This window comes from Pseudobacillus wudalianchiensis (genome assembly GCF_001685015.1).
Classification (GTDB): domain Bacteria; phylum Bacillota; class Bacilli; order Bacillales; family Domibacillaceae; genus Pseudobacillus; species Pseudobacillus wudalianchiensis.
The window spans coordinates 1-21,987 of the sequence record NZ_MAYT01000005.1 but is presented as its reverse complement, the minus strand read 5'-3'; the positions used below and the strand labels follow the sequence as shown (position 1 = coordinate 21,987).

The window sequence follows — 21,987 nt, the reverse complement described above, 5'->3', positions numbered from 1 at the left end:
AACAAAATATGATTGAAATTAGAATATTTAAGAAGTCAATTTATATTCAAAAGAACTTGCTTTTAGTAGAAATCATTAAGGAGGATTAAATTTGAATACTGCTAAACAATTAAAGAAAGTAGAAAGCTCTGCAACAAATAACAAGAAAAAAGGAGGTTTAAGTGCCTATGTTCTCATGTTTTTCATCATTGCTGTTCTCACTCTATTGACGTACGTGGTCCCTGCCGGTAAATACGAGCGATATGAGGAAAATGGCAGAACCATGATTGACCCTGCAAAATTTGAATTTGTAAAAAACACACCTGTAGGGTTGCTGGACATGTTTAATGCTTTTCACCAGGGGATGGTAAACGCTGCTCCCATTATCTTGTTTGTTTTACTATTTGGCGGTGCTCTTGGGATGATGCAAGCTACCGGAGCTATTGATGCGTTAATAAGATTTACTGTTCAAAAATTTGGTGCGAAGAAAAAACTGATTATTCCGGTTATGGTCCTTATTTTTTCATTACTTGGGACTCTTATTGGATCGGCTGAAGATTCATTGGTTTATATTGCCATCATTGTACCGATGACAATTGCATTAGGTTTTGATGCATTAACAGGTCTAGCGATTGTTTTTCTGGGGATGCTAGGTGCTGGATTTACCGCAGGAATTACGAATCCTTTTACGATTGGTGTTGCTCAAACAGTTGCTGAGCTTCCTATGTACTCTGGAATTGGCTTACGGATTGCAATTTATGTTGTGTTTTATATTTTGTCAGTAGTCTATATCATGCGGCACGTTAACAAAATTGAAAAAAACCCCGAACTTGCTGTATATGGGAAGTTTAATCCAAATGACAGTATTCAGTTTGATAACGACTATAAGTTGAATAAAAAACACGCGATTTCACTTTTCGTCTTTTTAGGATGCTTTGTTGCTCTTATCTATGGGGTTATTAGTCTTGGATGGTATATCAGTGAAATTGTAGGCGTTTTCTTACTAGGGGCCATTATTATGGGACTCATCGGGAAACTTTCAGGAAATGAAATGACAGATGCCTTTCTAAAAGGATGTTCTGAAATGATACCAGGCGCCATGATTATCGGCGTCGCCAATACCATTCTTGTAGTTCTCACAGCCGGCGGCTTATTAGATACCATTTTATATTCTGCTTCTGGTTTGCTAGACGGTCTTCCTCCTAGCATTACTGCCATAGGGATAGCGGTTGTCAATTTTTTCATCCATTTCCTTGTTCCTTCCGGAAGCGGACATGCCTCCTTGGTTATGCCTATTATGGCGCCGTTGGCTGATCTAGTCGGTGTAACAAGACAAACAACTGCGTTTGCTACTGTCATGGGCGGCGGCGTTTCCAATTTAATTATTCCAACGGGGGGCCTGTTGCTTGCGGCTCTAGGAATGATGGGCATTCCCTATGCACAATGGGTGAAATGGGTGCTGCCATATGTTCTTATCCAGGTTGCAGTTGTTTTGATCTTCTTAGTCATTGCTCAAGCAATTAATTATGGTCCATTTTAATAGAAAGCAAGATTTAAGCCGAGGGGGTGTCCCCTCTTTACATTTCTGAAGAGGTGAATAAATTGAATTATCGTGATATTTTATCAAAAACTATTGAGGAAAAAAGACAAAAATTGATCTCTGTGAGTGACCAAATTTGGGATTACGCTGAAACAGGCTTTGAAGAGTTTCAATCCGCAGAGCTATTATGCAAAACTTTAGAAGAAGAAGGGTTTAATGTTGAAAAAGGTGTAGGAAATATCGAAACAGCCTTTATCGGCAGTTTCGGGACAGGAAAACCAATTATTGCTGTTTTAGGTGAATTTGATGCCTTGTCTGGTTTAAGCCAAGTTGGTGGAGAAACGAACTATAATCCCGTCAAAGCAGGCGGCAATGGTCATGGCTGTGGACATAACTTACTAGGAACAGGTGCATTAGCAGCCGCTATTGCCATCCGTTCTTATTTAAAAGAAAACAACCTAGAAGGAACGGTTCGTTACTACGGATGTCCTGGAGAAGAAATTGGCAGCGGAAAAACCTTTATGGTCAGAGAAGGATTATTTAATGATGTAGACTATTCTGTATGCTGGCATCCATGGTCCCGAAATGCCGTATGGTCTATGGGGTCTCTTGCCTGCTATGAAGTTTCGTTTAGATTTAGCGGAAAAAGCGCTCATGCCGCTGACAGCCCACACCTTGGAAGAAGTGCGCTCGATGCCGTTGAACTTATGAATGTAGGCGTTAACTATTTACGTGAACATATTATCCATGAAGCGAGGATTCATTACGCCATAACCAACTCAGGCGGATTCTCGCCAAATGTCGTACAAGAAAAGGCAGACGTGCTATATTTTATTCGTGCACCTCGTGTATCACAAACAGAAGAAATCTATCAACGTGTTTGCGATATTGCAAGAGGCGCAGCTCTCATGACCGGAACACAAGTAGAAATAGACTTTGCTTCCGCTGCCTCTAATATTTTGCCAAACAATACATTGGAAAAAGTAATGCATGATAACTTTGTTGCTCTAGGTGTTCCTCAATATGATGAAAAGGAACTACAATTTGCGCAAGCGATTAGAGCTACTCTGCCTGAGGCAGATAAACGAGCAGATATACAGATCAATAAAGAACTAGCAGGAAAAGATTTAGCGGATGTCATCGATCCATTTATCCCATCTAATGGGGTAATGGCAGGGACAACCGATGTCGGCGATGTCAGCTGGATAGTACCTACTGTACAATGTTTAGTAGCGTGTGAACCAGTAGGTACTCCGCTTCATACTTGGCAGGTGGTTTCAACTGGAAAAACCTCTATTGCTCATAAAGGTATGCTTCATGCTGGTAAAGTCATGGCAGCCACAGCCATTGAAGTCCTTCATAACCCTGATATTCTTGAAAAAGCAAAGATGGAATTGATTGAGCAGCGAGATGGTGAAGAGTATATATCACCAATTCCACCGGAAGTTAAAAAGTATAATCTTCAAACAATATAAATAGGTTTTTAATTACAACATTAAACGCCACCATTCTGGAAAACTCTGTATTAACCGCTATTTAAGTAGAAACATCACATACTAGATACATCCTGGAACTACCATGCTTTGTATGGGGCATCCTGCATGATCGCCTAGGTTGGCGAAGCCAATTGGTTACATAGCTGAATCCCATAGAGGCTCCGTATTAAGTTTTTAAATGCCACGCTGTGCTTTTGGTTTAGTCAAAAGCACAGCGTGGCATTGCCATTGGAGGTGCATTCGCACTTGAGAAACGACTTTCTTTTATCACTAAAAAAATGTATCAACAGTAGAAAGCTTTGTAAAATCACAAATACCCGGCTAACTGAAAAAACCTTTGCCATACTAAAAACGCCTTCCTTTAAAGAAAGACGTCTTAGTTAGTGGCCTTATTTTTAAATCTATTGCTTAAAAGGCCGCTGTCCCACCGATAGCGGCGACTGTTTTTTTACTCAAATGACTTTTAGTTGACTGTTGCATCCAGTTATTTATGTTGGGCTTTTAACCATTCCATCGCCACATTGGCATGTAAAGCCGCACCGTACTTGAACATATTCTCATTTTGATGCATGCGGGGATTGTGGACAGGCGGCTCCCCCTCTTTGCCAGTGCCTAAAACAACAAAGGCTGAAGGAACTGCTTGAGAAATATGGGAGAAATCTTCCGACCCGCCTAATGCCCCCAGATCGCTAATATTTTCTTTCCCCATCACAGCTTCTAATGCAGGTATAATTTCGTCAATAAAGTCTGCATCGTTATGGGTCGTGGGTGTATGGAAATCCACCATGTTATATTCTCCGCGCCATGCTTTCACAACGTGATCAATCATTTCTGGAATCCGCTTGCACATATGATCTCTTGCTTCTTGGTCAAAGCTGCGCATATTTCCTTGTAAAACAGCTTTATCCGGAATGATATTCGTCACCGTCCCACCGCTCATGGCCCCGATAGAGAAGGTCACGTTCGCCCGCGGATCTACTTCACGAGTATAAAGCAGGTTTAAGCTTGTATATAACTGATTCATAATCATATTCGCATCAATTGTTTTATGCGGCTGGGAGCTATGACCGCCATTGCCTTGAATCTCAATAATATACGTATCCATCGCTTGAGTGAGTGTCCCTTTGTGGACAGACAGCGTACCAGCTTCTTGGTCAGGCATAATGTGAATGCCAAATGCTGCGTCTACTTTAGGATTTTGCAGTAATCCATCGTCGATCATTAACTTTGAGCCATAGCCCCACTCTTCACCCGGCTGAAACATTAATTTAACGGTTCCCTGCAGTTGATCTTCATGATCCTTTAACATTTGGGCAGCACCTAATAGCATAGCAACATGTGAATCGTGACCGCATGCATGCATCTTACCTGGACTTTTCGATTTATATTCGGATTCATATTCTTCTTCAAGCGGCAGTGCATCCATATCGGCACGAAGGAGAATACACGGCTCGCCTTTTCCAATGGTCGCTACTACACCTGTACAATGTTCATGAACACCAAAGCCGGCTTTTTCATATTTTTTCGTGATTTCTTCCGGCACGATGCCGCATGGCTTATTTTCGATTCCCATTTCATCTAATCGCTGGCGAATATACTTTTGCGTGTTTGGAAGGTCGAATCCCAGCTCCGGATGCTGATGTAAATACCGGCGATCTTGAATGATTTGTTCCTCGTATTTCTTTGCTTCCTTAAAAAAATCAACCCTATTGATAAAAGTCTTAGTCATGATATTGATTCGTCCTCTCTCTTTTGAAATTCCTAACTGAAAGGCAAGATAGAATGGTTTTAAAATATTTTTGTCTTCTTTAGAACACTAAAGCTACATAGCATTTTTTTCTGCGATGTCTGAGTTCGCATTAAATTGTGGTTTTGATCTGATAGCGATGAAAAATAATACAAACTCCACAACCGCAAGCACAATTAACATCTTGATCAACAGCCCATAGGAATGATTAATATTGTAAATTAATCCCGCTACTATTGGAGCCAAGGCCGCCCCTAATGAAGTAAATAAAGAGATTGTTCCGTATTTCGAACTGTACTCTTTCTCGCCAAAAAGCGCGGCTGTAAGATAGGCCGGTGTGACCGTAACAGCTGTTGAGCCTAGTGCTGAAAATACGGTAAAAAGGATGCCCGGAATTAATAAATTTCCTTTCATTAAAAACAGAAAGCAGATAATATCTGATGCCACGATAAACGTTAACGTTTTGATTAGCCCTAGCTTGTCATACAATCTTCCGACTAAAAGCTTCGCCACGATAACCATAGCGGAGGCTAGTGATAACAGCAGGGCAGCCTGCTGGGCTGGAGTGCCGATATCCGTTAAATAAGGGACCAAGTTAATAATCATACTGTTGACAACGATTCCCCCTACGAGAATCCCTGCGCAAAGTGTCCAAAACGAGACGGATTTGAATGCTTCCTTTTGGGTGACTCCCGCTAATTCTTTCTGTACAGCCTTATCCAAAGCTTCTTCTTCACCTAGCGGCAATAGACCTTTATCAGCCGGGCTTAATTTTATAACAAACATAATCAATGGAACGATGACCGCCAATATTAAAATCCCGATTACAAGATAAGCCGTTCTCCATCCATGAGCTGTGATGATCCAAGTAACTAAAGGACTTAGAATCATGCTCCCGAAGCCAGTTCCGGATAAAGCAATTCCTAAGCTCAATCCGCGTTTGGCATTAAACCAGTTGGTGATTAGAACGGAGACAGGTATCAACCCAGCTCCTGCTAGAGCCATCCCCATTGGCACTGCAAATAACAGAAAGTGAATGAGTTCAGTTGCAAAAGAAAACCCTATGTAAGCCCCTGCTCCTAGGAGGGTAAAGATCGTCATGTATACTCTTACATCCAACTTTTTCATTAATCTTCCAGCGATTGGTGCTATAATCATAGCGGTTGTTGCCATGACGGTGTAGTACATCGTAAATTCTGCTCTGCCAAAGCCAAGCTCTTCTGTAACAGGCTTCGTGAAGAGTGAGACTAGGTTTGCAATAGGTGCATATAAGAACGTCATAATTAGGAAACCCGACAGCAATATCCACCATCCGTAAAAAATACCACCCTTTTTCTCCATATCACTTTATCCCCCATTTTCTTTTAAGTTTTTCTTGCATAGAAATCATTAAAGCCTTTAACCCAAACTAATAATTCATGTAATTTATACTTTTAATAAGTTTTCAGCTCGGCCTGTATTTCATAAATCTCATGAGTCGTCAAACAAACACCCCCTTCATTCCAAATAAACTAAAGAAACTTCAAAAAATGATTTATAGATAATAGTGCTTTCTAAACTTTTGAAAAAGGCTTTCCCACAGCTAGATGAAACAAAGAGAAATCAATTGCTTATAGAAATCGCTTTCAAAAAGTTATTTATCCATGTTTGTGAACCTTTTTTACTTATAAGCAAATTCCATGCCAACTTCACATTACCTTTACCCTCCCTTTCTTCAAGAAGGGTATACAAAAAAAAGAGGGATATTTTTTTACCAAATGGGTAAAAATTTTCACCCCCCTTTTTTATTATCTAGCTTTGTTATTAAAGCGAACAGACCGATGCAATTCGTTTTATTTAAGTGGAAACATTATCAGCCCGACATTAGTTTTTTAACAGTAAGATGGTACTTACGGTACAACTTAAGCCTGCCTGACATAGTGGAGATGATGGAGGAACGTGGCTTATTCATTGTTCACACAACGATTATGCGTTGGGTATATCAATATGGTCCTGAGTTGGATAAGAAAATCCGTCGCCATCTCAGGCAAACGAATGACTCAAGGACGGTTGATAAGACCTGTATCAAGATAAAAGGGGAATAGATGTATCTGTATTGTGCAGTAGATTCCGAAGGAAACACCATTGACGTTTATCTTAGAAAAAATAGAAATGCCTAATCAGCCAAGTGCTTTTTCAAAAAAGCCTTGGCTTCATTTATAATATAATCAAATTAAAGAACTATTAAGGAGGTTTGTTTTATGAAAATTCGAAACTTAGAATTACGAACTTCTAAACTTGAAGAAATGAAAGCATTCTATACTGAATTATTGGAGCTACCACTAGCAAAAGAAACCAAAGAACAATTCTCTGTGACTGCCGGAGAAACTATACTAACATTTACGGGTGACCACCATAACAATAGTCATCAATATCATTATGCGTTTAACATACCTAACAACAAACTAGAAGAAGCAGCAGAATGGTTATCTTCAAAAGTTGAACTTATTACCTATAAAGGTCATCCTATCATTCACTTTGAAAGTTGGAATGCTCATTCTCTTTATTTTAGAGACCCCTCTGGAAACATTTTAGAATTCATAGCCCGTCACAATCTGGTGAACGAATCACAAGAAAAGTTTTCATATAAGAGCATCATAAACATAAGTGAAATCGGGCTTCCTGTAACAGACGTTTTAGATACGGTCGATGCTTTACAATCTTCTTTTGGATTATCCGCATGGAGACCTCCTCATGAGAGTTTCTCAACGATCGGAGATGAAGAAGGGCTCATTATTGCTGTTTCTAAAGGGCGAACTTGGTTTATGTCAGATATTGTTGCCGATTTTCATCCTATAAAAATTAAAATTGAAACAGGCAAGAATGCTGACCTTATACACGAAGGTTATCTTTTTAGATCGTTCTAATGATGAAAAACTACTTAATTAAAGAGGTGATATAATGGAGTCAGAGGCTTTTAAAACATTAGAAGGAGAAACTTCTTTTTATAAGGCTTATGATAATTCCATGTCCTTATGGGATGTACCTTTTGAATCTAACTTTATTGAGACTGAATACGGACGGACTCATTTTGTTACAGCTGGACCGGAGACAGGGAAACCCCTAATTCTCCTTCATGGATTTGGTTTCGGCGCTCCGATGTGGTACCCAAATGTAAAGTTACTAAGTAAAGATCATAGAGTTTATGCATTGGATGTAATAGGAGAATTCAATAAGAGTGTTATATATAAATCAATTAGAGAAAAAGACGATTACGCTCTCTGGCTTTGCGAATTTCTAGACTGCCTCGAGATCAGTAAGGCTACTTTTATCGGGCACTCTAATGGCGGGTGGCACACCCTTAATTTTGCCTTGTATGCACCCGAGCGTGTAGAAAAAATTGTACTATTGGCACCAGCTGCATCTTTTATTCCTTTTAGTAAGCAATTTGGTATTAGATTAATAGCTATTAATGTTATAAAATCTAAGAGTTTTATTAACAATTTCTTTGCCAAATGGCTTGTGGCTAATGGGAATTTTGTACACGATAACCTTTTTGAACATTTTTACCAGGGACTTCTTCATTTCCAGTGGAAACATAAAATTCTCATCCCTTCCGTGTTTACAGAAAAAGAACTTTCACGACTGGCTGTACCCGGACTATTTATCGTAGGAGATAAAGAAGTTATCTACAATCCTTATAAGGCACTAGAGAAAGTACATAGTATCCTACCCCACATGAGAACAAAGCTTGTTTCTAATGCAAGTCATGCACTTTCAATTGAAAAGGCACAAGTTGTTAATGAAGAGATTTTGGCGTTTATTACATAATCTTCCCTATGTAACATAGAACACCCTGAGGACTATGAGGAGATGGACGTCTAGAAGTATGTAAGTGTAGAGTCAGAACAGAAAACGACGGGCATGTGGGTACAGAAATCTTTGTACCAAAGCTGCTTACTAAATTTTTTCAAATTACTCCTCCTATTAAAGTTAGCTAAAGAAGCATTAAATGCTGAACTTTGTCTGATACACATTATTACTTACAAACTGAAAGGCCTTATAGTTGGTCTGTTAAGCCTTCGGGATCAAGAATGATGAATAGTAGACGCAAAATATGCAATAGAATGATCTAGAAAATGTGATACTTCATTAAATAAAAAAAGCATTAATCAGACTTACCGATTAATACCAAACGTAATAAGGAAATATGTTCGCAGATGAGGGCTCTTAACTGAGCATCTTTACATCTATTTAATTCACTAAGTAAATGATTTAATTCTCTTGCGAAGATTAGACGCTCGCTCTCACTTACCATAGTGACACTCCTTCTCACAGTAAAAAGACTGTGAAAGGCAAGTTTACCAATAATACCACTTTTCTACAAGCGGCGAATCTCTAAATAATTGTGATGTTATGTGAATCGGAAATGCATATGAAATTCTTTCTATTGTATACCATTCTCAAAAGGTTCATAAAAGGTTTCTTCTACTGAAAGGGCAAGTTAGTTATACAATGGATTAAAGTATACAGAAGCCCTGAGTATCTTTTTTTGTAAAGCTGTTTTTACGTTTATAATGTGTATTGATAATTATCTGAATATAGGTGGAGTAAAGATTGTGCCGCATAGTACTATCTTGTGATATGTTTTTAAAGGTACTAGAAATAAATACGTTCTTTCGGAGGAGAAAAATTAATGGAGAAAGAATTAAAGATTCTTGGGGAAGCAATATTAGAAAAAAAGTATGCTATCGCAAAGAGGATTCATGAAATTAGATTATCTAAAGCTACGGATAAACAAAAACAGATCATCGCTCAGCTGGAAGAAAAAGAAGTAATAAATATTAGAGCCGATTTTATATCTCGTTTTGGAGAAGCCCTTATAAAAGGTGTAGAAAAAGAAAATGCATATAATGATATAGAAAAGTGGAGTAAAGAAACAGGGGAATTCACGTATAGTTTAGGAGTGTCACTAGATGAGGCACTTGAAGATACAGCCTTATATCGAGCTTTTATAAATGAAGCCTTAGAAGCAGAAGTGATAAAACATAACATGTCAGCTAAAACAGTGTTTGCAGCTGCCAGAGTTATTGATCCTCTACTTGACCATGCTGTTTATTGCTTTAGTTTGACTTATGTCCATTTCTATAAAAAAACCCTTGAAAATGCAAAAACAGAATTTCTAGAATTATCAGTCCCAGTCGTTCCCTTAGCAAAAGGTATTGCTGTTTTGCCTTTGATTGGGAGCATAGATACAGAAAGAGCTAGACTATTGATGGAGGAAACATTAAAAGAAGCTATAAGGTTACGCTTATCGTATTTGGTGCTTGATTTGTCTGGTGTAGCAATGATTGACACAATGGTCGCAGATCAAATTTTTAAAGTAATGGATGCGTTAAAGCTGCTTGGTGTACAAACTATTGTAACAGGAATTCGCCCTGAAATTGCACAAACCGTATTAAGTCTTGGCTTAGATTTCAGTAAACTAATAATTAGAGCAAATCTTCAACAGGCATTGATGGATGTACATCTATTCCATAATTAATTTGTGATCAAGATTCTTTGTATGATTTATTCCCAGCGCTGGAATAATTCAGGAACATTAACATATAACCAAAAAGGTATTCAACCTTTTTGGTGTTTTGAAATAGAGAAAGAGTATAATAGGTTTCTGCCTCCGCTGAAGGTGCGGGTCAGGCAAACCCTGATAAAACCATAGGGATGCAAAAAGCCTGCCATATCTCCCTTGCGCTTCCCGTGACATGCTGGGAACATTACCTTTAAATAAAGGAACGCGCAAGGGACATCCAACTACTTCTCACGTTATTACCGTTTTGTTAGGTTTCCTGACTGTCACCATAAGTGATAGTAAAAAACCTATGCTCTCCTTTCCCTCTTTTAAAAAGATACCATTTTGATTTGCGATTCTGTTGCCAACACTAAGCCAAATGAATTCTCCTTTTGAATTTCCATCACTCCTGTATCGTAGATATACACGACTCTGTACGTCTCCTCGTTATACTGCACTCGATCTCCTATTTTGATCATAACTTCCCTCGCTTTCTTATAATTTAGAATAAAAAAGCCGTCCAAGTGTACTTGAACAGCTTTTAGTATCGAGAGGGTGGAGTCTCGATGATATTTTTTGTTTTCCCATAGTAGTGCGTTTAAAACATTATATTTTATTATCCTTATTTACAATTGCATGGCATTTGTCATCTTTAATTTTAATAATAAAACAATCATAACAGCTTTCTCTAATTCCTGTATAAGTGGCAGAAAGTTCTTTTTGGCTATTCATCTTTTTAAAACCCAACTCTTGATAGACCATATGATTAACTCTATCATCATCACTCTAACAGTAAAATGTCCAATAACAATTCTTTAATACCGAAATTATCACTTCTGAAGTAATACAGAAATTCAACACCAATGGTTGGACGACCATAATAATAACTTCGTTAACACTTTTTCATTAATGGATTTAGATTTTTCTATGCATTTTTTTATAATACAAAAAATCCAAAATACCGATAGTTCATTAAAAGAGGTTGACAGGATTAAGGATTGAATTACAGACAGAGAAGATTGATCCCCTCCATGTATATTAATAATCTCCATGTTATGATAGTGAGGTAAACCAAAACTTGTCAGCGGAAGGGAGAAAAACTAATCTCCAAGCCGCAAATCAGATATATAAAAAGAGGAGGAATCGTAAGGTGATTATACATCCAATCAAAGCCTTTTCTGATAATTACATATGGTGCATTCAAGAAGAAACAGAGGCAGTTGTCGTTGATCCAGGAGAAGCAAAAGGTGTCCTTGATTACCTCGAAGAAAAGCAACTTCGTTTGGCGGCCATTCTTTTAACGCATAAGCATGAAGATCATACCGGCGGGGTACAAGAGATTGTAGCGAGGCATCCGGAAAGTCAGGTTTATGGTCCGAAAGAAACGGAGGCCTTTGCGAATCGTATTGTAGAGGAAGGGACCTCCTTTAACTTGTTAGGCCAAACTTTTCAAGTCTTCGAAACGGGAGGTCATACGCATGGCCATATTAGTTTTTTAATGGGAGATGCTCTCTTTTGCGGGGATGCCTTGTTTTCAGCAGGATGCGGTCGGGTTTTTACCGGCGATTACGAAGCTCAATATGAAACCTTGCGGAAATTTAAGCGCTTAGATGATGATATAAATATTTATCCCGGTCACGAGTATACCGAAATTAATTTACGTTTTGCATACGACATGCAGCCGAATAATAAAAAAATTTCCAAAGCATTGGAAGAAGTCCGGGAATTGCGTGCAAAAGGACAGCCAACACTTCCGACAACGATCGGCAGGGAGAAGGAATTTAACCTCTTTCTGCAAGTGGAAACATTGAAGGAATTTATCGAATTGCGCAACGCCCGTGATGACTTCTAAAGAATTTCAAGTCGGAGTGTAGAAAAGGAGTTCCGAACAATTACTGGGTTGCTTTTTGCCGAATGATAAATAGCGAAAATTGAAAAGACAAGAATTATAAAAAAGCAAGGTATCGAAAAAGTGACAGCACCTTTCCGGAAGAAATCGAATCGAAGTAAAAGCAGACGGCACACCAATAATTCATTATCGGTTTGTGACTCCTAATATGGCATAGAGGCAAAAAGTTTAAGCTTTCTTGCCTCATTTTTTAACTTTTGTACACTTAAAATATACCCTTTCCTTTTCTCCCGCTTTTTGCTCTTTTTTCTTCAAAAACACACGTTTTTTCCCGCTTTTTTCAAAGTTTTTTGCGGTTTAAAATAAAGTTTTTCACTTACACTTTTTTCACAAATGTTGATAGAACAGCCCTGAAAGGCTGTTCTATCAACATTTGTGCATAATCTTTATTTTAATTGTCGAGCGGAAAGTAAAATGTTTGTTTTAATAGTGAAAAGGATTAAATTTTAGTTATAATCTTAAAACAAGCCGCGCAACACATTTTACATGAATGAACTGCTCCTAACATCGTATCATTTTCTAATAATGCGATAGATACTTATAATGTATGTCGGAATTAAGATACTGTTTTAAATCAGTAACAACCATTTTAAATAACAATTAACTTTATTGAATCGAATCAAATGTACTTATATAGTATCTATGATAAGATAAAATCAATAAAATTACGGAGGATGATATAATGGACCAAGTGCTCGTTGAAATTTGTTTACGTGTTAGAGACATTGATGCTACTTTAGATTTTTATACTGAGCTTTTTGATTTTGAAGTAGCCAGTCGCAGAGAATTCCCTGAAGATAAATTTGATTTAATCTATCTGAATTCACCAGGTTCTTCAGTACAAATAGAACTTACTTACAATTATGATGCAGATCCATATGTTATAGGAGATGGTTTCAGTCATTTAGGCGTAACAGTAAATGATTTAGAAGAAATGCATAAAATTTGTAAAGCTTCTTCTTATGAAACAGGTGAATTGAGAGGACTTTCAGGTGGAACACCTTCTTACTTCTTTGTTACTGACCCTGACGGCTATAGAATCGAAGTAAAGCGTAAGAAATAAAACGTTCTAAATACAAAAATGATTATAAAAAGATTTAACCCTCGACCCTCTAATTACAAAATAGAGAAACGAGGGTTAGGCTTTTATTGTAATGTCGTGTCATTTCTCGTTAGGCGAGTGACTGTTTCAATATGTCCAGCGTGTATGCGGCAACATAAGGGTGCTGGTGAGATCACACTCATTAAAAAAATACTTCGTTAGAGAAAGATATCCTTATTCTTTATCAAACATAGCCTTTTTAAATAAATGTAGTGATTTAAATTCATTATTAAAGAAATATGCTTCTGCTGATTTTCCAATCGCCCATGTACCGGTTGATGCAATAGCGCCAGAAATTGCTAATCCTCCAACAGGAATGATTTTAACAATTTGTCGGAAAAACTGCCGTGAACCATATCCCACACCCAAATCTATCCCTGCTGCAGTTAAGTATTCAAATGCAGTTTCTTTAGTAGCAGTTCTTCCTGATAAAGCCCCAATTATACTAATCATTAATAACTGCAGAGGAACCAAAATTGCAATATCAGCAACCTGAATTGGTGTTATACCTACACCACCAACTATAATTGAAAATCATTTAGTCAAACCACAAGATAGTCTTTTAAGTGGTTCTTTTCTTTTCTTTTCTGTGCCTGATAAAAATCTAACCTAGCTGAATCATTTCTACCATTAAGGTTACGACGCTTTTTAGCGTATAAAACTCCCCTCCGCCTTTGCCTTCATTTTCCGCAAATTTACCGAGAAGATACTCATACACACGCCCTAATACGTCTTTCTCCCTTGCTACACTGCCACCTACATCTCAGAGAAAAGTTTAGTTTGAGATTAATAACGATGGATCATATTATAAATAGATGATAAGCTAAATATTAGGAATACTTTTATACCGTGAGTATGATGGAGTTAATAAATAGATATTAGGAGTGTTGAGATGACAAAATGGGAATTACCAAACGTGTGGCAGTGGGAAGAAGAGAATTCGAATAGAGGCGGTAATCGTCCGACAGCCGGTGAACGTTTCGAACAAAAACTACCAGTCGGAGAGGCACCGTTTCAACTCTATTCACTGGGAACGCCGAACGGTATTAAAGTGACGATTATGCTGGAAGAATTAAAAGAGTTGGGTGTCGATGGTGCAGACTATAATTTGTATAAAATCAACATTGGAGCCGGCGATCAATTTGGTTCAGATTTTGTCAAGATCAATCCTAATTCTAAGATCCCAGCCCTAGTCGATCAAAGTCAAAGTCCACGTGTGGAAATTTTTGAATCAGGGTCGATTCTGCTTTACTTGGCTGAGAAATTTAATAAACTGATCCCGACAGATATTCATGGACGGACAAAAACCCTTAATTGGCTATTCTGGCAAATTGGGTCAGGTCCTTATGTTGGTGGAGGGTTTGGTCACTTTTTTGCTTATGCGCCAGAGCCTATGAAATATCCAATTGATCGTTTTACTATGGAAACGAAACGTCAATTAGACTTACTGGATAAAATATTAGCTCAGCATTCTTATATCGCTGGGGATACCTATACTATTGCAGATATTACGATATGGTCTTGGTACGGGCGTTTAGCTTTAGGAAAATTGTATGAAGGCTCTTATGAATTTTTAAACATGGATGAATATACTTATCTCTTGGAATGGGCTCATCGCATTGCGAAACGACCAGGCGTTCAAAAAGGTCTTGTAGCAGAGTATCAATCGCTTGGGGAGTAGTTTCAAAAAAACAATGTATTGATGTTTTTCTCCTTTAATCACCTTCGCAGTATTATTAAAGAGCCTTTCCATTTAGAAAAGGCTCTTACTCACTGTTACATCCCTTATTTATCTTTCCTAACGAGTAGTGAACAGCACTCCACATGTCCAGAGTGTATATCGCAACATCTAAGATATACGCGAAAAATAGTAGAAAGAGTCTTTAACCCTTTACTATTTAACCACAACGTTATACCTTTTTAATGCCGCTTTACCGAACAAATTGAATACTCTATCCATCGTGAACCCCATTAGTCCAAGAATAACAAGACCAACAAAGATCCAATCCGTTTTAAAATATAATCTAGAATTCCAAATCATGTATCCGATTCCCTCATTTGCAGCCACCATCTCAGCCCCAATGATGGCCATAAAGGATGATCCCATTGCTAATCTAGCTCCTGTAAAAATATACGGAAGAGATCCCGGAATAATGACATGGAGCATTATTTGCCACTCGGAAGCCCCCATACTTCTGGCAGATCGAAGTTTATCTTCTTCAAGTGCCTGCACACCTGTAATCGTGTTAATGGTAACGATAAAAAAGGTGGCATACATGATTAAAAAAATTTTAGATTGCTCCCCAATACCGAACCACAGCATAAATAACGTGATAAATGCCAGTGGAGGGATAAAGCGAACAAAATTGATAACCGGATCAAATAATGCTCTTAGTAATGAAATTCTTCCAATTAGTAAACCAATTGGGATCGCTGCTAGATTACCTAATATCCAGCCAGAAATCACCCTTAAGAAACTAACCGAAATGTAAAGGGAAAGTGACCCATCTTGACTAAGATCAATTGCCCCTTTCCAAACCGCTAATGGACTCGGTAAAAACTGTGGATCAGAGACACTCGAAGCGATACTCCATATCAAAAACACGAGAAGCCAGGCAACGACTCCACTGTGTATTAGTTTTTTAAGAAAACCGGTTGGCTGTTTGCTTTTTTGAAAAGCCTCTTTCCGATCGATTACTTTATTTCTTACTCCCCCCATTTGTTCCCCTCCTCTTTAATCAAAATGTGATTGAACCTTATGATATAAGAGACTAAATTCTTTGTCGGAAAAGCTTCTTGGATAAGGTAAAGATATGTCATAAATGGTTTCAATGTTTGATGATGGGCCTACAGACATGACACCTACCTTTTGACCAAGCAACAACGCTTCTTGGATATCATGTGTCACAAAAATAACCGTTTTATTCGTTTCCTTCCAAATTCGGACCAACTCAGTTTGCATCGTTCTTCTGGTCATAGCATCCAGAGCACCGAAGGGTTCATCCATTAATAAAATGTCGGGATCATTGGCTAACACACGGGCTAACTGAACCCGCTGCTTCATCCCCCCAGAAAGCTCTCTTGGAAATTTTCCTTCATGCCCTTGCAGCCCCACTACATTGATATAGTGAGCAGATGCTTGTTCACGGGTGTTTTTTGGCACTTTCTTCATTTTCAATCCAAATTCAACATTTTCTTTTACGGTAAGCCACGGAAAAAGAGCCGCATCTGCTTGTTGAAAAACAACCCCTCTATTCCTCCCAGGTTTATGAACCTCTTCCTCGTCCACTGACATCTCTCCGGCAGATTTTTCAATAAAGCCGGATACAATGTTCAATAAGGTCGACTTGCCGCAGCCACTCGGACCAAGAAGGATAAAAAACTCACCACGTTGAATCGATAAATTCACATTTTCCAAGACATAGTAATCGGTGTTAGCAAATGACTTTGTCAATCCTGATATTGAAATAATTGGTGCAGATTCCGTCACCGGTTTCTTTACTGTCCTCACTGTTATCCCTCCTTATTATTCAACTGTTACTAACTGTGAAAAGGTATTTTCAAGCGGATCCAGATATAGTTTGTCTTTTAGTTCATATGAATCTTTTAATATACCTTTTTCTTCAAGCCACGTTTTCATATCCTCCAGATGTTTTAAATCCTCTGCAGTGAAACCTAGTACATAGTTCTGTCTTTCAATGTCCTTTAAAGCATCTTTTTCTGGTACTTTTAATTGTTGAAAAGCAATTTTTGCCGTTTCTTTATGATGATGGTTTACATAATCGATTCCTTGAGAAAGAGCCTTTAAAATTGCCTCCACTGCTTCTGGATGTTCCTCAACAAAAGATCGCTTTGCTAGAAGGTAGCTGTCTATCGTAACACCAGCACTTCGTAAATCATCCAATTGTGTAACGCCTTCTATGCTTTTGAATTTATCTAATAATGCTCCTGCACTCCACACTGCGTCAATATCGCCTTTTTTCACCCCGACAATGGCTTCATCGGGTGTACTATACGGCACATAGGTAATGTCTTTTTCACTGATTTGATACGCCTCTAAATATTTTGCCCAAACATACTCTGTTACTGTTCCTTTAGGTACACCTAACTTCTTTCCTTTTAAATCTGCGGGACTCTTGATATCGCCCCGAACAAGAAGCTGATTTTCTTTTAAAGATTTTTCATGGCCCCTTGTCAGAGTTGAGATGACCACCATATCTCCTTTTCCCAAAGAGTTTAATAGAGCATAATCAGCGGCAAGACCTGTATCTGCCTGCTCTGTTAAGATGGCGTTAACCGTATCAATTCCATAAGCAAAATTCGATAGTTCTGCGGCCACACCATTTGAATCAAAATATCCTTGCTGTTCGGCCATACGGAATTGAAAAGAGCCTCCAGCTGCTGTATCAATTGCCAATCTTACTATAATGTTGCCTTCTGAGCTGTTAACACTGTTATTTGTATGAGTGGAGCACCCTGTTAAAAAAAGAATAAAACTGATGGAAAGTGTAGTTATCAATAATCCTATTTTTTTCATAGTCGTTTCCCCCTGTTTTAATCTGCAAATTCTTTATTCCTTATTTTTTTCTTTTTTCAATTCATCAATGGTCGCTACACAAAATGCTCCGTCTTCAGAAGCAGTCGTTCCAGCAACAATCACAACCGAATCTGTTCCTGAATGGGCGGCATTCGGCACCCTAAACTCTGCAATATTTAAAGGAAAAATTTCTTTTTCTTCTGGCTTTTCTAACTGTGGCACCCATTCATACGGAACACGATAAGCACGATATACCATGTTCGAATTTCTTTTGTTTTTATAAGGAGAGATATACTCCCAAACCAGCTCATGCTCACGAGTTACCTCAAAGATCCTTCCATCTGCCCCCTCTGTAATCAAGGTGTTCCCATTAGGCAGTCGTTGTGCTGAACTAATATACGGGCTGTAAAAACGGTAAGAATCAAGCGGTGCCTGGAAACCTGCTTCTGTAGGAGTGTATTGCCATTCAATTTCAAGCGTAACAGGGTTGATTTCTAGTATTCTCGAATGATCTCTTAACGCGTTCTTTAGTCCATTTGGAGAACTTGGATTCGGAAGTCCATAACCAGCCCAGCCGCCATTATCAAATACAAGCAAGTTCCCTTCCCCAGGCAAACCCTTTGGAATAATGTGGGCGTGGTGCTGACCGATAATCCACCCTAAATGTTTCACATCCGCGGTCGAATAATCTGGACCCAGCTTCCAAACTATTTTTCCAGTCTTTTTATCAATAATCGCAATAATATTCGTTTCTCTTGCATCCCAGATAATATTATCAGGATGGAATCGCTCATCACCTTGCTCGTAAAACTTATTTGGGCCTACTAAAGACATGGAATTGATATGCATCCAGTCTCCAGCAGCATTTCCAAAGAAACGTGTATTAGGATCTCTGAAAAGAACATTTTTAGCGCTTTTATCAAAACCAAGCTCATCAAAATGATCACTGACCGCCCATTCCCAAAGAATGTTCCCTTCCCAATCTACCTCAATAATGACATCATCTAATAATAACTTGTCAGAGATCTCAGGCTTATGAACATTCTTATGGGCTAAAATTAATGTAGTGCCATCAGTTATTTTGGGTTCTTGACCAGGGGAATAATAGCCTACAGGACTTCCTTGACGTTGGTAATCATGGTGGGCCCTCGCCATCCACTGCGGATCATGACCCGGGTCTTCTATATATTCATACCGACTAAATTTCCAGACAATATTTCCCTCCCAATCTACTTGAACTAAGTCCACTTCGTCTTGAAATCCATATTTCGGATCCCTTTCTGCTGTACTGCCTATTACGTATCCTCCTGGCAGCAGTTTATTAGGAAAGCCGCGCAATCCTTTCCACAGGTGTACCTCCTTTCCGTTCATATCTATTAATAATGTCCCTAAGCCGGCGGCCTGATAGATCGTATAGCCGCTGCTTGCCTTTTCTGGATTAAAAACAGTTGCTCCTGTTGGATAAATCGTTGGGTGTCCCATACTTTTTCCACTCCTCTGTTCTTCTTTTTTGTAAAATAAAAAGCCCCCTTTAGTTATTGTTCTTTCATGAACAGTTAACTAACAGGAGCCTTCGGTGGTCCGATCGGCATATTTTCATTTTTTCTACCTAGTATTTCGTGAGCTCTTTTGTAATGGTAAACGGTATTTTTCTAATTTATCAATTTGTGTTACCTGTGAATCATGAACCGTTATTTGAACTGTTCCATAGTCTAAACTCTCTAATAATGACTTTACTTTTTCAAGTATCTGCTGATCAATTCGTTCTTTTGAATCCAAGCAGATCATCCCCTTTTATAAAAGTTAGTCGATTTTCCAATAAATCTTCGAGAGTCGTTTGATCAAGCACATAGGCAATCGTATCTCTTACAAGTGACCAGAGTGGCTTAAGTTGACAAGTCGGTTCTAATTGACAAGCTTTATATTTGGTAATGGATGCGCATCCCATAGGGGAAAGCGGTCCCTCTAACACTCGTATTACTTCACCGATATTTATTTCACTTGTGTTCCTTTTTAGAATATATCCTCCATTTGTTCCTCTTTTACTTTCTAAATAACCCAGTTTTTTTAATTTCAATAAGATTTGCTCCAAATAATTAACAGTAACCAACGTTCTTTCTGAGATCTCTTGGATTGATACTACTTTTCCATGATTTTCTCCAAGAACTAGTAATGCTCGCAACGCATATTCTCCTTTACTCGAAACCTTCAATTTATAGCCCCCCTTTAAATGTTGACTCCTTTAGTCAACATTTAATCAAAAAAGATCATCTAATGTTGAGTCTTTTAGTCAACATCTTGCCGTAAAACATTAATTGTCGAGCGGTTTAGTCGACTTTAGTATCTGACTGAAGACGGCCATAGAGCTTTTAAATGGTATTACTGATCAATCTCATTCAAAGACTCATTTGCTTTTGTGTTTGTATTTCTTATCTTAGCTACGGTAAAGATAATCGCTCCCAACCATAAAATAGCGATTCCAATATAGATAAACGGATAGATGGCGCTTTGATCAATCCATGTAGTTACGATGGTTCTGACATTCACTAAAATGATAAATCCGCCTACTAAGACACCCATTAATCGGGCATGAACTTTTCGTACTAACCAGGCTGCAATGGGCGCGGCAATTAATCCTCCTAGCATTAGAGCCCCTACCCACAGCCAACTGACTTCCTCCCAGCCCAGTGAGATTAAAAACCCAACAGTTGCAGAAACAGCAATAGCAAATTCACTTGTATCAACCGTTCCGACAACTTTGCGTGCACTTACTCCTTTTTGGGATAACAATACAGGTGTGGCAATCGGTCCCCAGCCCCCTCCTCCAGTTGCGTCAGCAAACCCTGCAAATAAACCTAAAGGGATAGATTTTTTCCTTGAAAGGTCAATACTGTCTTTTTCTTCCCCAATTTTAAACATAAATAAGAATCTAACTAGAACATATACACCAAGAGCTAATAAAAAGATAGAAATGTAAGGCTTCGCAAGGTCTCCAGGTATATTGCTTAAGAAGGCAGCTCCCAAAAAGGCCCCAATAGACCCTGGAATGATAAGTCTTTTGACGGTTTGCTTATCTACGTTCCCAAACCTGATGTGAGAAGCTCCAGATGCAGCTGTTGTTACCACTTCTGCTAAATGGACAGAGGCTGATGCAACTGCCGGTGCAATTCCAAATGCAAGCAGCAACGACGATGACGTCACCCCATATGCCATTCCCAATGCTCCGTCTATTAGCTGTGCAAATAACCCAATAAACGCAAAAATAATTAACTTTCTCATTGTACCCCCCTTGTTTCTACAGAAACGTAATGCCAATTCCTCCATTGGGCTTAAGTTTCTTGATATTGTTGCTTTACTATATTACATGTTATATTCAAATTTCCTAATATGGTTACTTCACCATATAAAATATTATTCGCATTGGTAAACTAAGAATTAAAAAAGAATGGATTAAAAGAATGAGAAAAGACAGATTTGAAAACGCCCAGACCATTCTCACAAAAATAAAATTCATTATACTGGAACTGAAATAAAAAAAGATGGAAATAGTCAGGAGTGTATGCAATCTGGTAATGGCATGTATGAGGAAGATATAGAGTCTTGCGGAAGTAAGTAAAAAAACTTATAGAGTGAGGGTAATAAATATTAATTAGGCTGCGTGAATTCCTATATAGTATTTTATGTAAATCAAGAACATTCTTTAATATACGCAAAAAAGGCATCTAACCAGATGCCTTTTTATCATTTACACGCCTTAGCAGGGGCGCCTCTTCAACCTCTTGAGTGCCTCCCTAAGNGCGACCGATCGGTTAACAGCCGATTGCTCTACCACTGAGCTACTGCGGAACAAAGTGGGCCTGAATGGACTTGAACCATCGACCTCACGCTTATCAGGCGTGCGCTCTAACCAGCTGAGCTACAGGCCCATTTATAAACTAAATGGAGCGGGTGATGAGAATCGAACTCACGACATCAGCTTGGAAGGCTGAGGTTTTACCATTAAACTACACCCGCATATGTTTCTGAAGGCAGTAATCGGATTTGAACCGGTGATAAAGGTTTTGCAGACCTCTGCCTTACCGCTTGGCTATAGCCCAATAGTAATATAATTTATGGGGCGATCGAGGGG

19 protein-coding genes, 3 tRNA genes and 2 pseudogenes are annotated in these 21,987 nt (G+C 38.6%); 9 read left to right on the top strand and 15 right to left on the bottom strand.

The window, feature by feature from the left end; translation table 11 throughout:
• The first annotated feature begins 91 nt into the window (after positions 1-91).
• Positions 92-1,519, top strand: a complete 1,428-nt coding sequence (locus A8F95_RS06285; protein ID WP_065409771.1) for a YfcC family protein — start codon at positions 92-94, stop codon at positions 1,517-1,519.
• A 62-nt stretch (positions 1,520-1,581) separates the two neighbouring features.
• Entirely contained in the window at positions 1,582-2,994 is a 1,413-nt protein-coding gene (locus A8F95_RS06280; RefSeq protein WP_065409770.1) for a M20 family metallopeptidase, read from the top strand.
• Between the two features lie 505 nt (positions 2,995-3,499).
• On the opposite strand, the gene A8F95_RS06275 is transcribed toward A8F95_RS06280, so the two are convergent.
• Both A8F95_RS06275 and A8F95_RS06270 read right to left on the bottom strand, forming a co-directional pair.
• The gene (locus A8F95_RS06275; RefSeq protein WP_065409769.1) at positions 3,500-4,744 is read right to left on the bottom strand and encodes a M20 metallopeptidase family protein; all 1,245 of its coding nucleotides are present in this window, start codon (positions 4,742-4,744) and stop codon (positions 3,500-3,502) included.
• A 93-nt stretch (positions 4,745-4,837) separates the two neighbouring features.
• Positions 4,838-6,103: an MFS transporter gene (locus tag A8F95_RS06270; protein WP_065409768.1), complete on the bottom strand. Its 1,266-nt coding sequence runs from the start codon at positions 6,101-6,103 to the stop codon at positions 4,838-4,840.
• A 479-nt stretch (positions 6,104-6,582) separates the two neighbouring features.
• Between A8F95_RS06270 and A8F95_RS06265 the strand changes: the two are divergent.
• The 4 genes and pseudogenes from A8F95_RS06265 to A8F95_RS06250 all read left to right on the top strand — a co-directional run.
• Positions 6,583-6,918, top strand: a pseudogene (locus tag A8F95_RS06265) (IS6 family transposase); the annotation flags it as partial.
• An 84-nt stretch (positions 6,919-7,002) separates the two neighbouring features.
• The gene (locus A8F95_RS06260) at positions 7,003-7,668 is read left to right on the top strand and encodes a VOC family protein (RefSeq protein ID WP_065409767.1); all 666 of its coding nucleotides are present in this window, start codon (positions 7,003-7,005) and stop codon (positions 7,666-7,668) included.
• Between the two features lie 34 nt (positions 7,669-7,702).
• Positions 7,703-8,572, top strand: coding sequence for an alpha/beta fold hydrolase (locus A8F95_RS06255; RefSeq protein ID WP_065409766.1), 870 nt, complete (start codon positions 7,703-7,705; stop codon positions 8,570-8,572).
• 865 nt (positions 8,573-9,437) lie between these two features.
• A complete protein-coding gene (locus A8F95_RS06250) occupies positions 9,438-10,286 on the top strand; it encodes an STAS domain-containing protein (protein ID WP_065409765.1) in 849 nt (282 codons plus the stop codon).
• Positions 10,287-10,639: 353 nt separating this feature from the next.
• Here A8F95_RS06250 and A8F95_RS22360 read toward each other — a convergent pair whose 3' ends face one another.
• Positions 10,640-10,789, bottom strand: coding sequence for a hypothetical protein (locus A8F95_RS22360; protein WP_176713636.1), 150 nt, complete (start codon positions 10,787-10,789; stop codon positions 10,640-10,642).
• 671 nt (positions 10,790-11,460) lie between these two features.
• Here A8F95_RS22360 and gloB point away from each other — a divergent pair.
• Together gloB and gloA are read left to right on the top strand one after the other, a co-directional pair.
• A complete protein-coding gene (gene gloB, locus A8F95_RS06245; RefSeq protein WP_065409764.1) occupies positions 11,461-12,162 on the top strand; it encodes a hydroxyacylglutathione hydrolase in 702 nt (233 codons plus the stop codon).
• Positions 12,163-12,901: 739 nt separating this feature from the next.
• A complete protein-coding gene (gene gloA / locus A8F95_RS06240; RefSeq protein ID WP_065409763.1) occupies positions 12,902-13,282 on the top strand; it encodes a lactoylglutathione lyase in 381 nt (126 codons plus the stop codon).
• Positions 13,283-13,495: 213 nt separating this feature from the next.
• On the opposite strand, the gene A8F95_RS06235 is transcribed toward gloA, so the two are convergent.
• Both A8F95_RS06235 and A8F95_RS21610 read right to left on the bottom strand, forming a co-directional pair.
• Entirely contained in the window at positions 13,496-13,774 is a 279-nt protein-coding gene (locus A8F95_RS06235; RefSeq protein ID WP_065409762.1) for a hypothetical protein, read from the bottom strand.
• A 160-nt stretch (positions 13,775-13,934) separates the two neighbouring features.
• A pseudogene (locus A8F95_RS21610) lies at positions 13,935-14,063 on the bottom strand (N-6 DNA methylase); the annotation flags it as partial.
• Positions 14,064-14,213: 150 nt separating this feature from the next.
• Between A8F95_RS21610 and yghU the strand changes: the two are divergent.
• Entirely contained in the window at positions 14,214-15,002 is a 789-nt protein-coding gene (yghU, locus tag A8F95_RS06230) for a glutathione-dependent disulfide-bond oxidoreductase (protein ID WP_065409761.1), read from the top strand.
• A 213-nt stretch (positions 15,003-15,215) separates the two neighbouring features.
• On the opposite strand, the gene A8F95_RS06225 is transcribed toward yghU, so the two are convergent.
• The 10 genes from A8F95_RS06225 to A8F95_RS06175 all read right to left on the bottom strand — a co-directional run bounded on the left by A8F95_RS06225 (position 15,216) and on the right by A8F95_RS06175 (position 21,954).
• The gene (locus tag A8F95_RS06225) at positions 15,216-16,040 is read right to left on the bottom strand and encodes an ABC transporter permease (protein WP_077247242.1); all 825 of its coding nucleotides are present in this window, start codon (positions 16,038-16,040) and stop codon (positions 15,216-15,218) included.
• 15 nt (positions 16,041-16,055) lie between these two features.
• Positions 16,056-16,838: an ABC transporter ATP-binding protein gene (locus A8F95_RS06220; RefSeq protein ID WP_425414974.1), complete on the bottom strand. Its 783-nt coding sequence runs from the start codon at positions 16,836-16,838 to the stop codon at positions 16,056-16,058.
• A 9-nt stretch (positions 16,839-16,847) separates the two neighbouring features.
• Positions 16,848-17,858, bottom strand: a complete 1,011-nt coding sequence (locus A8F95_RS06215) for an ABC transporter substrate-binding protein (RefSeq protein ID WP_065409760.1) — start codon at positions 17,856-17,858, stop codon at positions 16,848-16,850.
• Between the two features lie 33 nt (positions 17,859-17,891).
• The gene (locus A8F95_RS06210) at positions 17,892-19,340 is read right to left on the bottom strand and encodes an aryl-sulfate sulfotransferase (protein ID WP_065409759.1); all 1,449 of its coding nucleotides are present in this window, start codon (positions 19,338-19,340) and stop codon (positions 17,892-17,894) included.
• Positions 19,341-19,463: 123 nt separating this feature from the next.
• On the bottom strand, positions 19,464-19,637 hold the full coding sequence (locus A8F95_RS06205; protein WP_065409758.1) for a YezD family protein: 174 nt from the start codon (positions 19,635-19,637) through the stop codon (positions 19,464-19,466).
• Positions 19,615-20,070: an RrF2 family transcriptional regulator gene (locus A8F95_RS06200; RefSeq protein WP_065409757.1), complete on the bottom strand. Its 456-nt coding sequence runs from the start codon at positions 20,068-20,070 to the stop codon at positions 19,615-19,617. The genes A8F95_RS06205 and A8F95_RS06200 overlap by 23 nt, the downstream gene beginning before the upstream one ends.
• A gap of 167 nt (positions 20,071-20,237) precedes the next feature.
• Positions 20,238-21,203: a sulfite exporter TauE/SafE family protein gene (locus A8F95_RS06195; protein WP_425414973.1), complete on the bottom strand. Its 966-nt coding sequence runs from the start codon at positions 21,201-21,203 to the stop codon at positions 20,238-20,240.
• A gap of 507 nt (positions 21,204-21,710) precedes the next feature.
• Positions 21,711-21,784: transfer RNA gene (locus tag A8F95_RS06185), tRNA-Ile, on the bottom strand.
• Between the two features lie 14 nt (positions 21,785-21,798).
• Positions 21,799-21,872, bottom strand: a tRNA-Gly gene (locus A8F95_RS06180).
• 11 nt (positions 21,873-21,883) lie between these two features.
• Positions 21,884-21,954: transfer RNA gene (locus A8F95_RS06175), tRNA-Cys, on the bottom strand.
• Positions 21,955-21,987 lie beyond the last annotated feature (33 nt).

Bases quoted from the DNA above. Each gene is read 5' to 3' on its own strand.
- A8F95_RS06250 (WP_065409765.1), top strand. From the start codon at position 9,438: ATGGAGAAAGAATTAAAGATTCTTGGGGAAGCAATATTAGAAAAAAAG.
- A8F95_RS06210 (WP_065409759.1), bottom strand. From the start codon at position 19,340: ATGGGACACCCAACGATTTATCCAACAGGAGCAACTGTTTTTAATCCA.
- A8F95_RS06270 (WP_065409768.1), bottom strand. From the start codon at position 6,103: ATGGAGAAAAAGGGTGGTATTTTTTACGGATGGTGGATATTGCTGTCG.
- A8F95_RS06235 (WP_065409762.1), bottom strand. From the start codon at position 13,774: ATGATTAGTATAATTGGGGCTTTATCAGGAAGAACTGCTACTAAAGAA.
- gloA (WP_065409763.1), top strand. From the start codon at position 12,902: ATGGACCAAGTGCTCGTTGAAATTTGTTTACGTGTTAGAGACATTGAT.
- yghU (WP_065409761.1), top strand. From the start codon at position 14,214: ATGACAAAATGGGAATTACCAAACGTGTGGCAGTGGGAAGAAGAGAAT.
- A8F95_RS06215 (WP_065409760.1), bottom strand. From the start codon at position 17,858: ATGAAAAAAATAGGATTATTGATAACTACACTTTCCATCAGTTTTATT.
- A8F95_RS06275 (WP_065409769.1), bottom strand. From the start codon at position 4,744: ATGACTAAGACTTTTATCAATAGGGTTGATTTTTTTAAGGAAGCAAAG.
- A8F95_RS22360 (WP_176713636.1), bottom strand. From the start codon at position 10,789: ATGATCAAAATAGGAGATCGAGTGCAGTATAACGAGGAGACGTACAGA.
- A8F95_RS06225 (WP_077247242.1), bottom strand. From the start codon at position 16,040: ATGGGGGGAGTAAGAAATAAAGTAATCGATCGGAAAGAGGCTTTTCAA.
- A8F95_RS06255 (WP_065409766.1), top strand. From the start codon at position 7,703: ATGGAGTCAGAGGCTTTTAAAACATTAGAAGGAGAAACTTCTTTTTAT.
- A8F95_RS06260 (WP_065409767.1), top strand. From the start codon at position 7,003: ATGAAAATTCGAAACTTAGAATTACGAACTTCTAAACTTGAAGAAATG.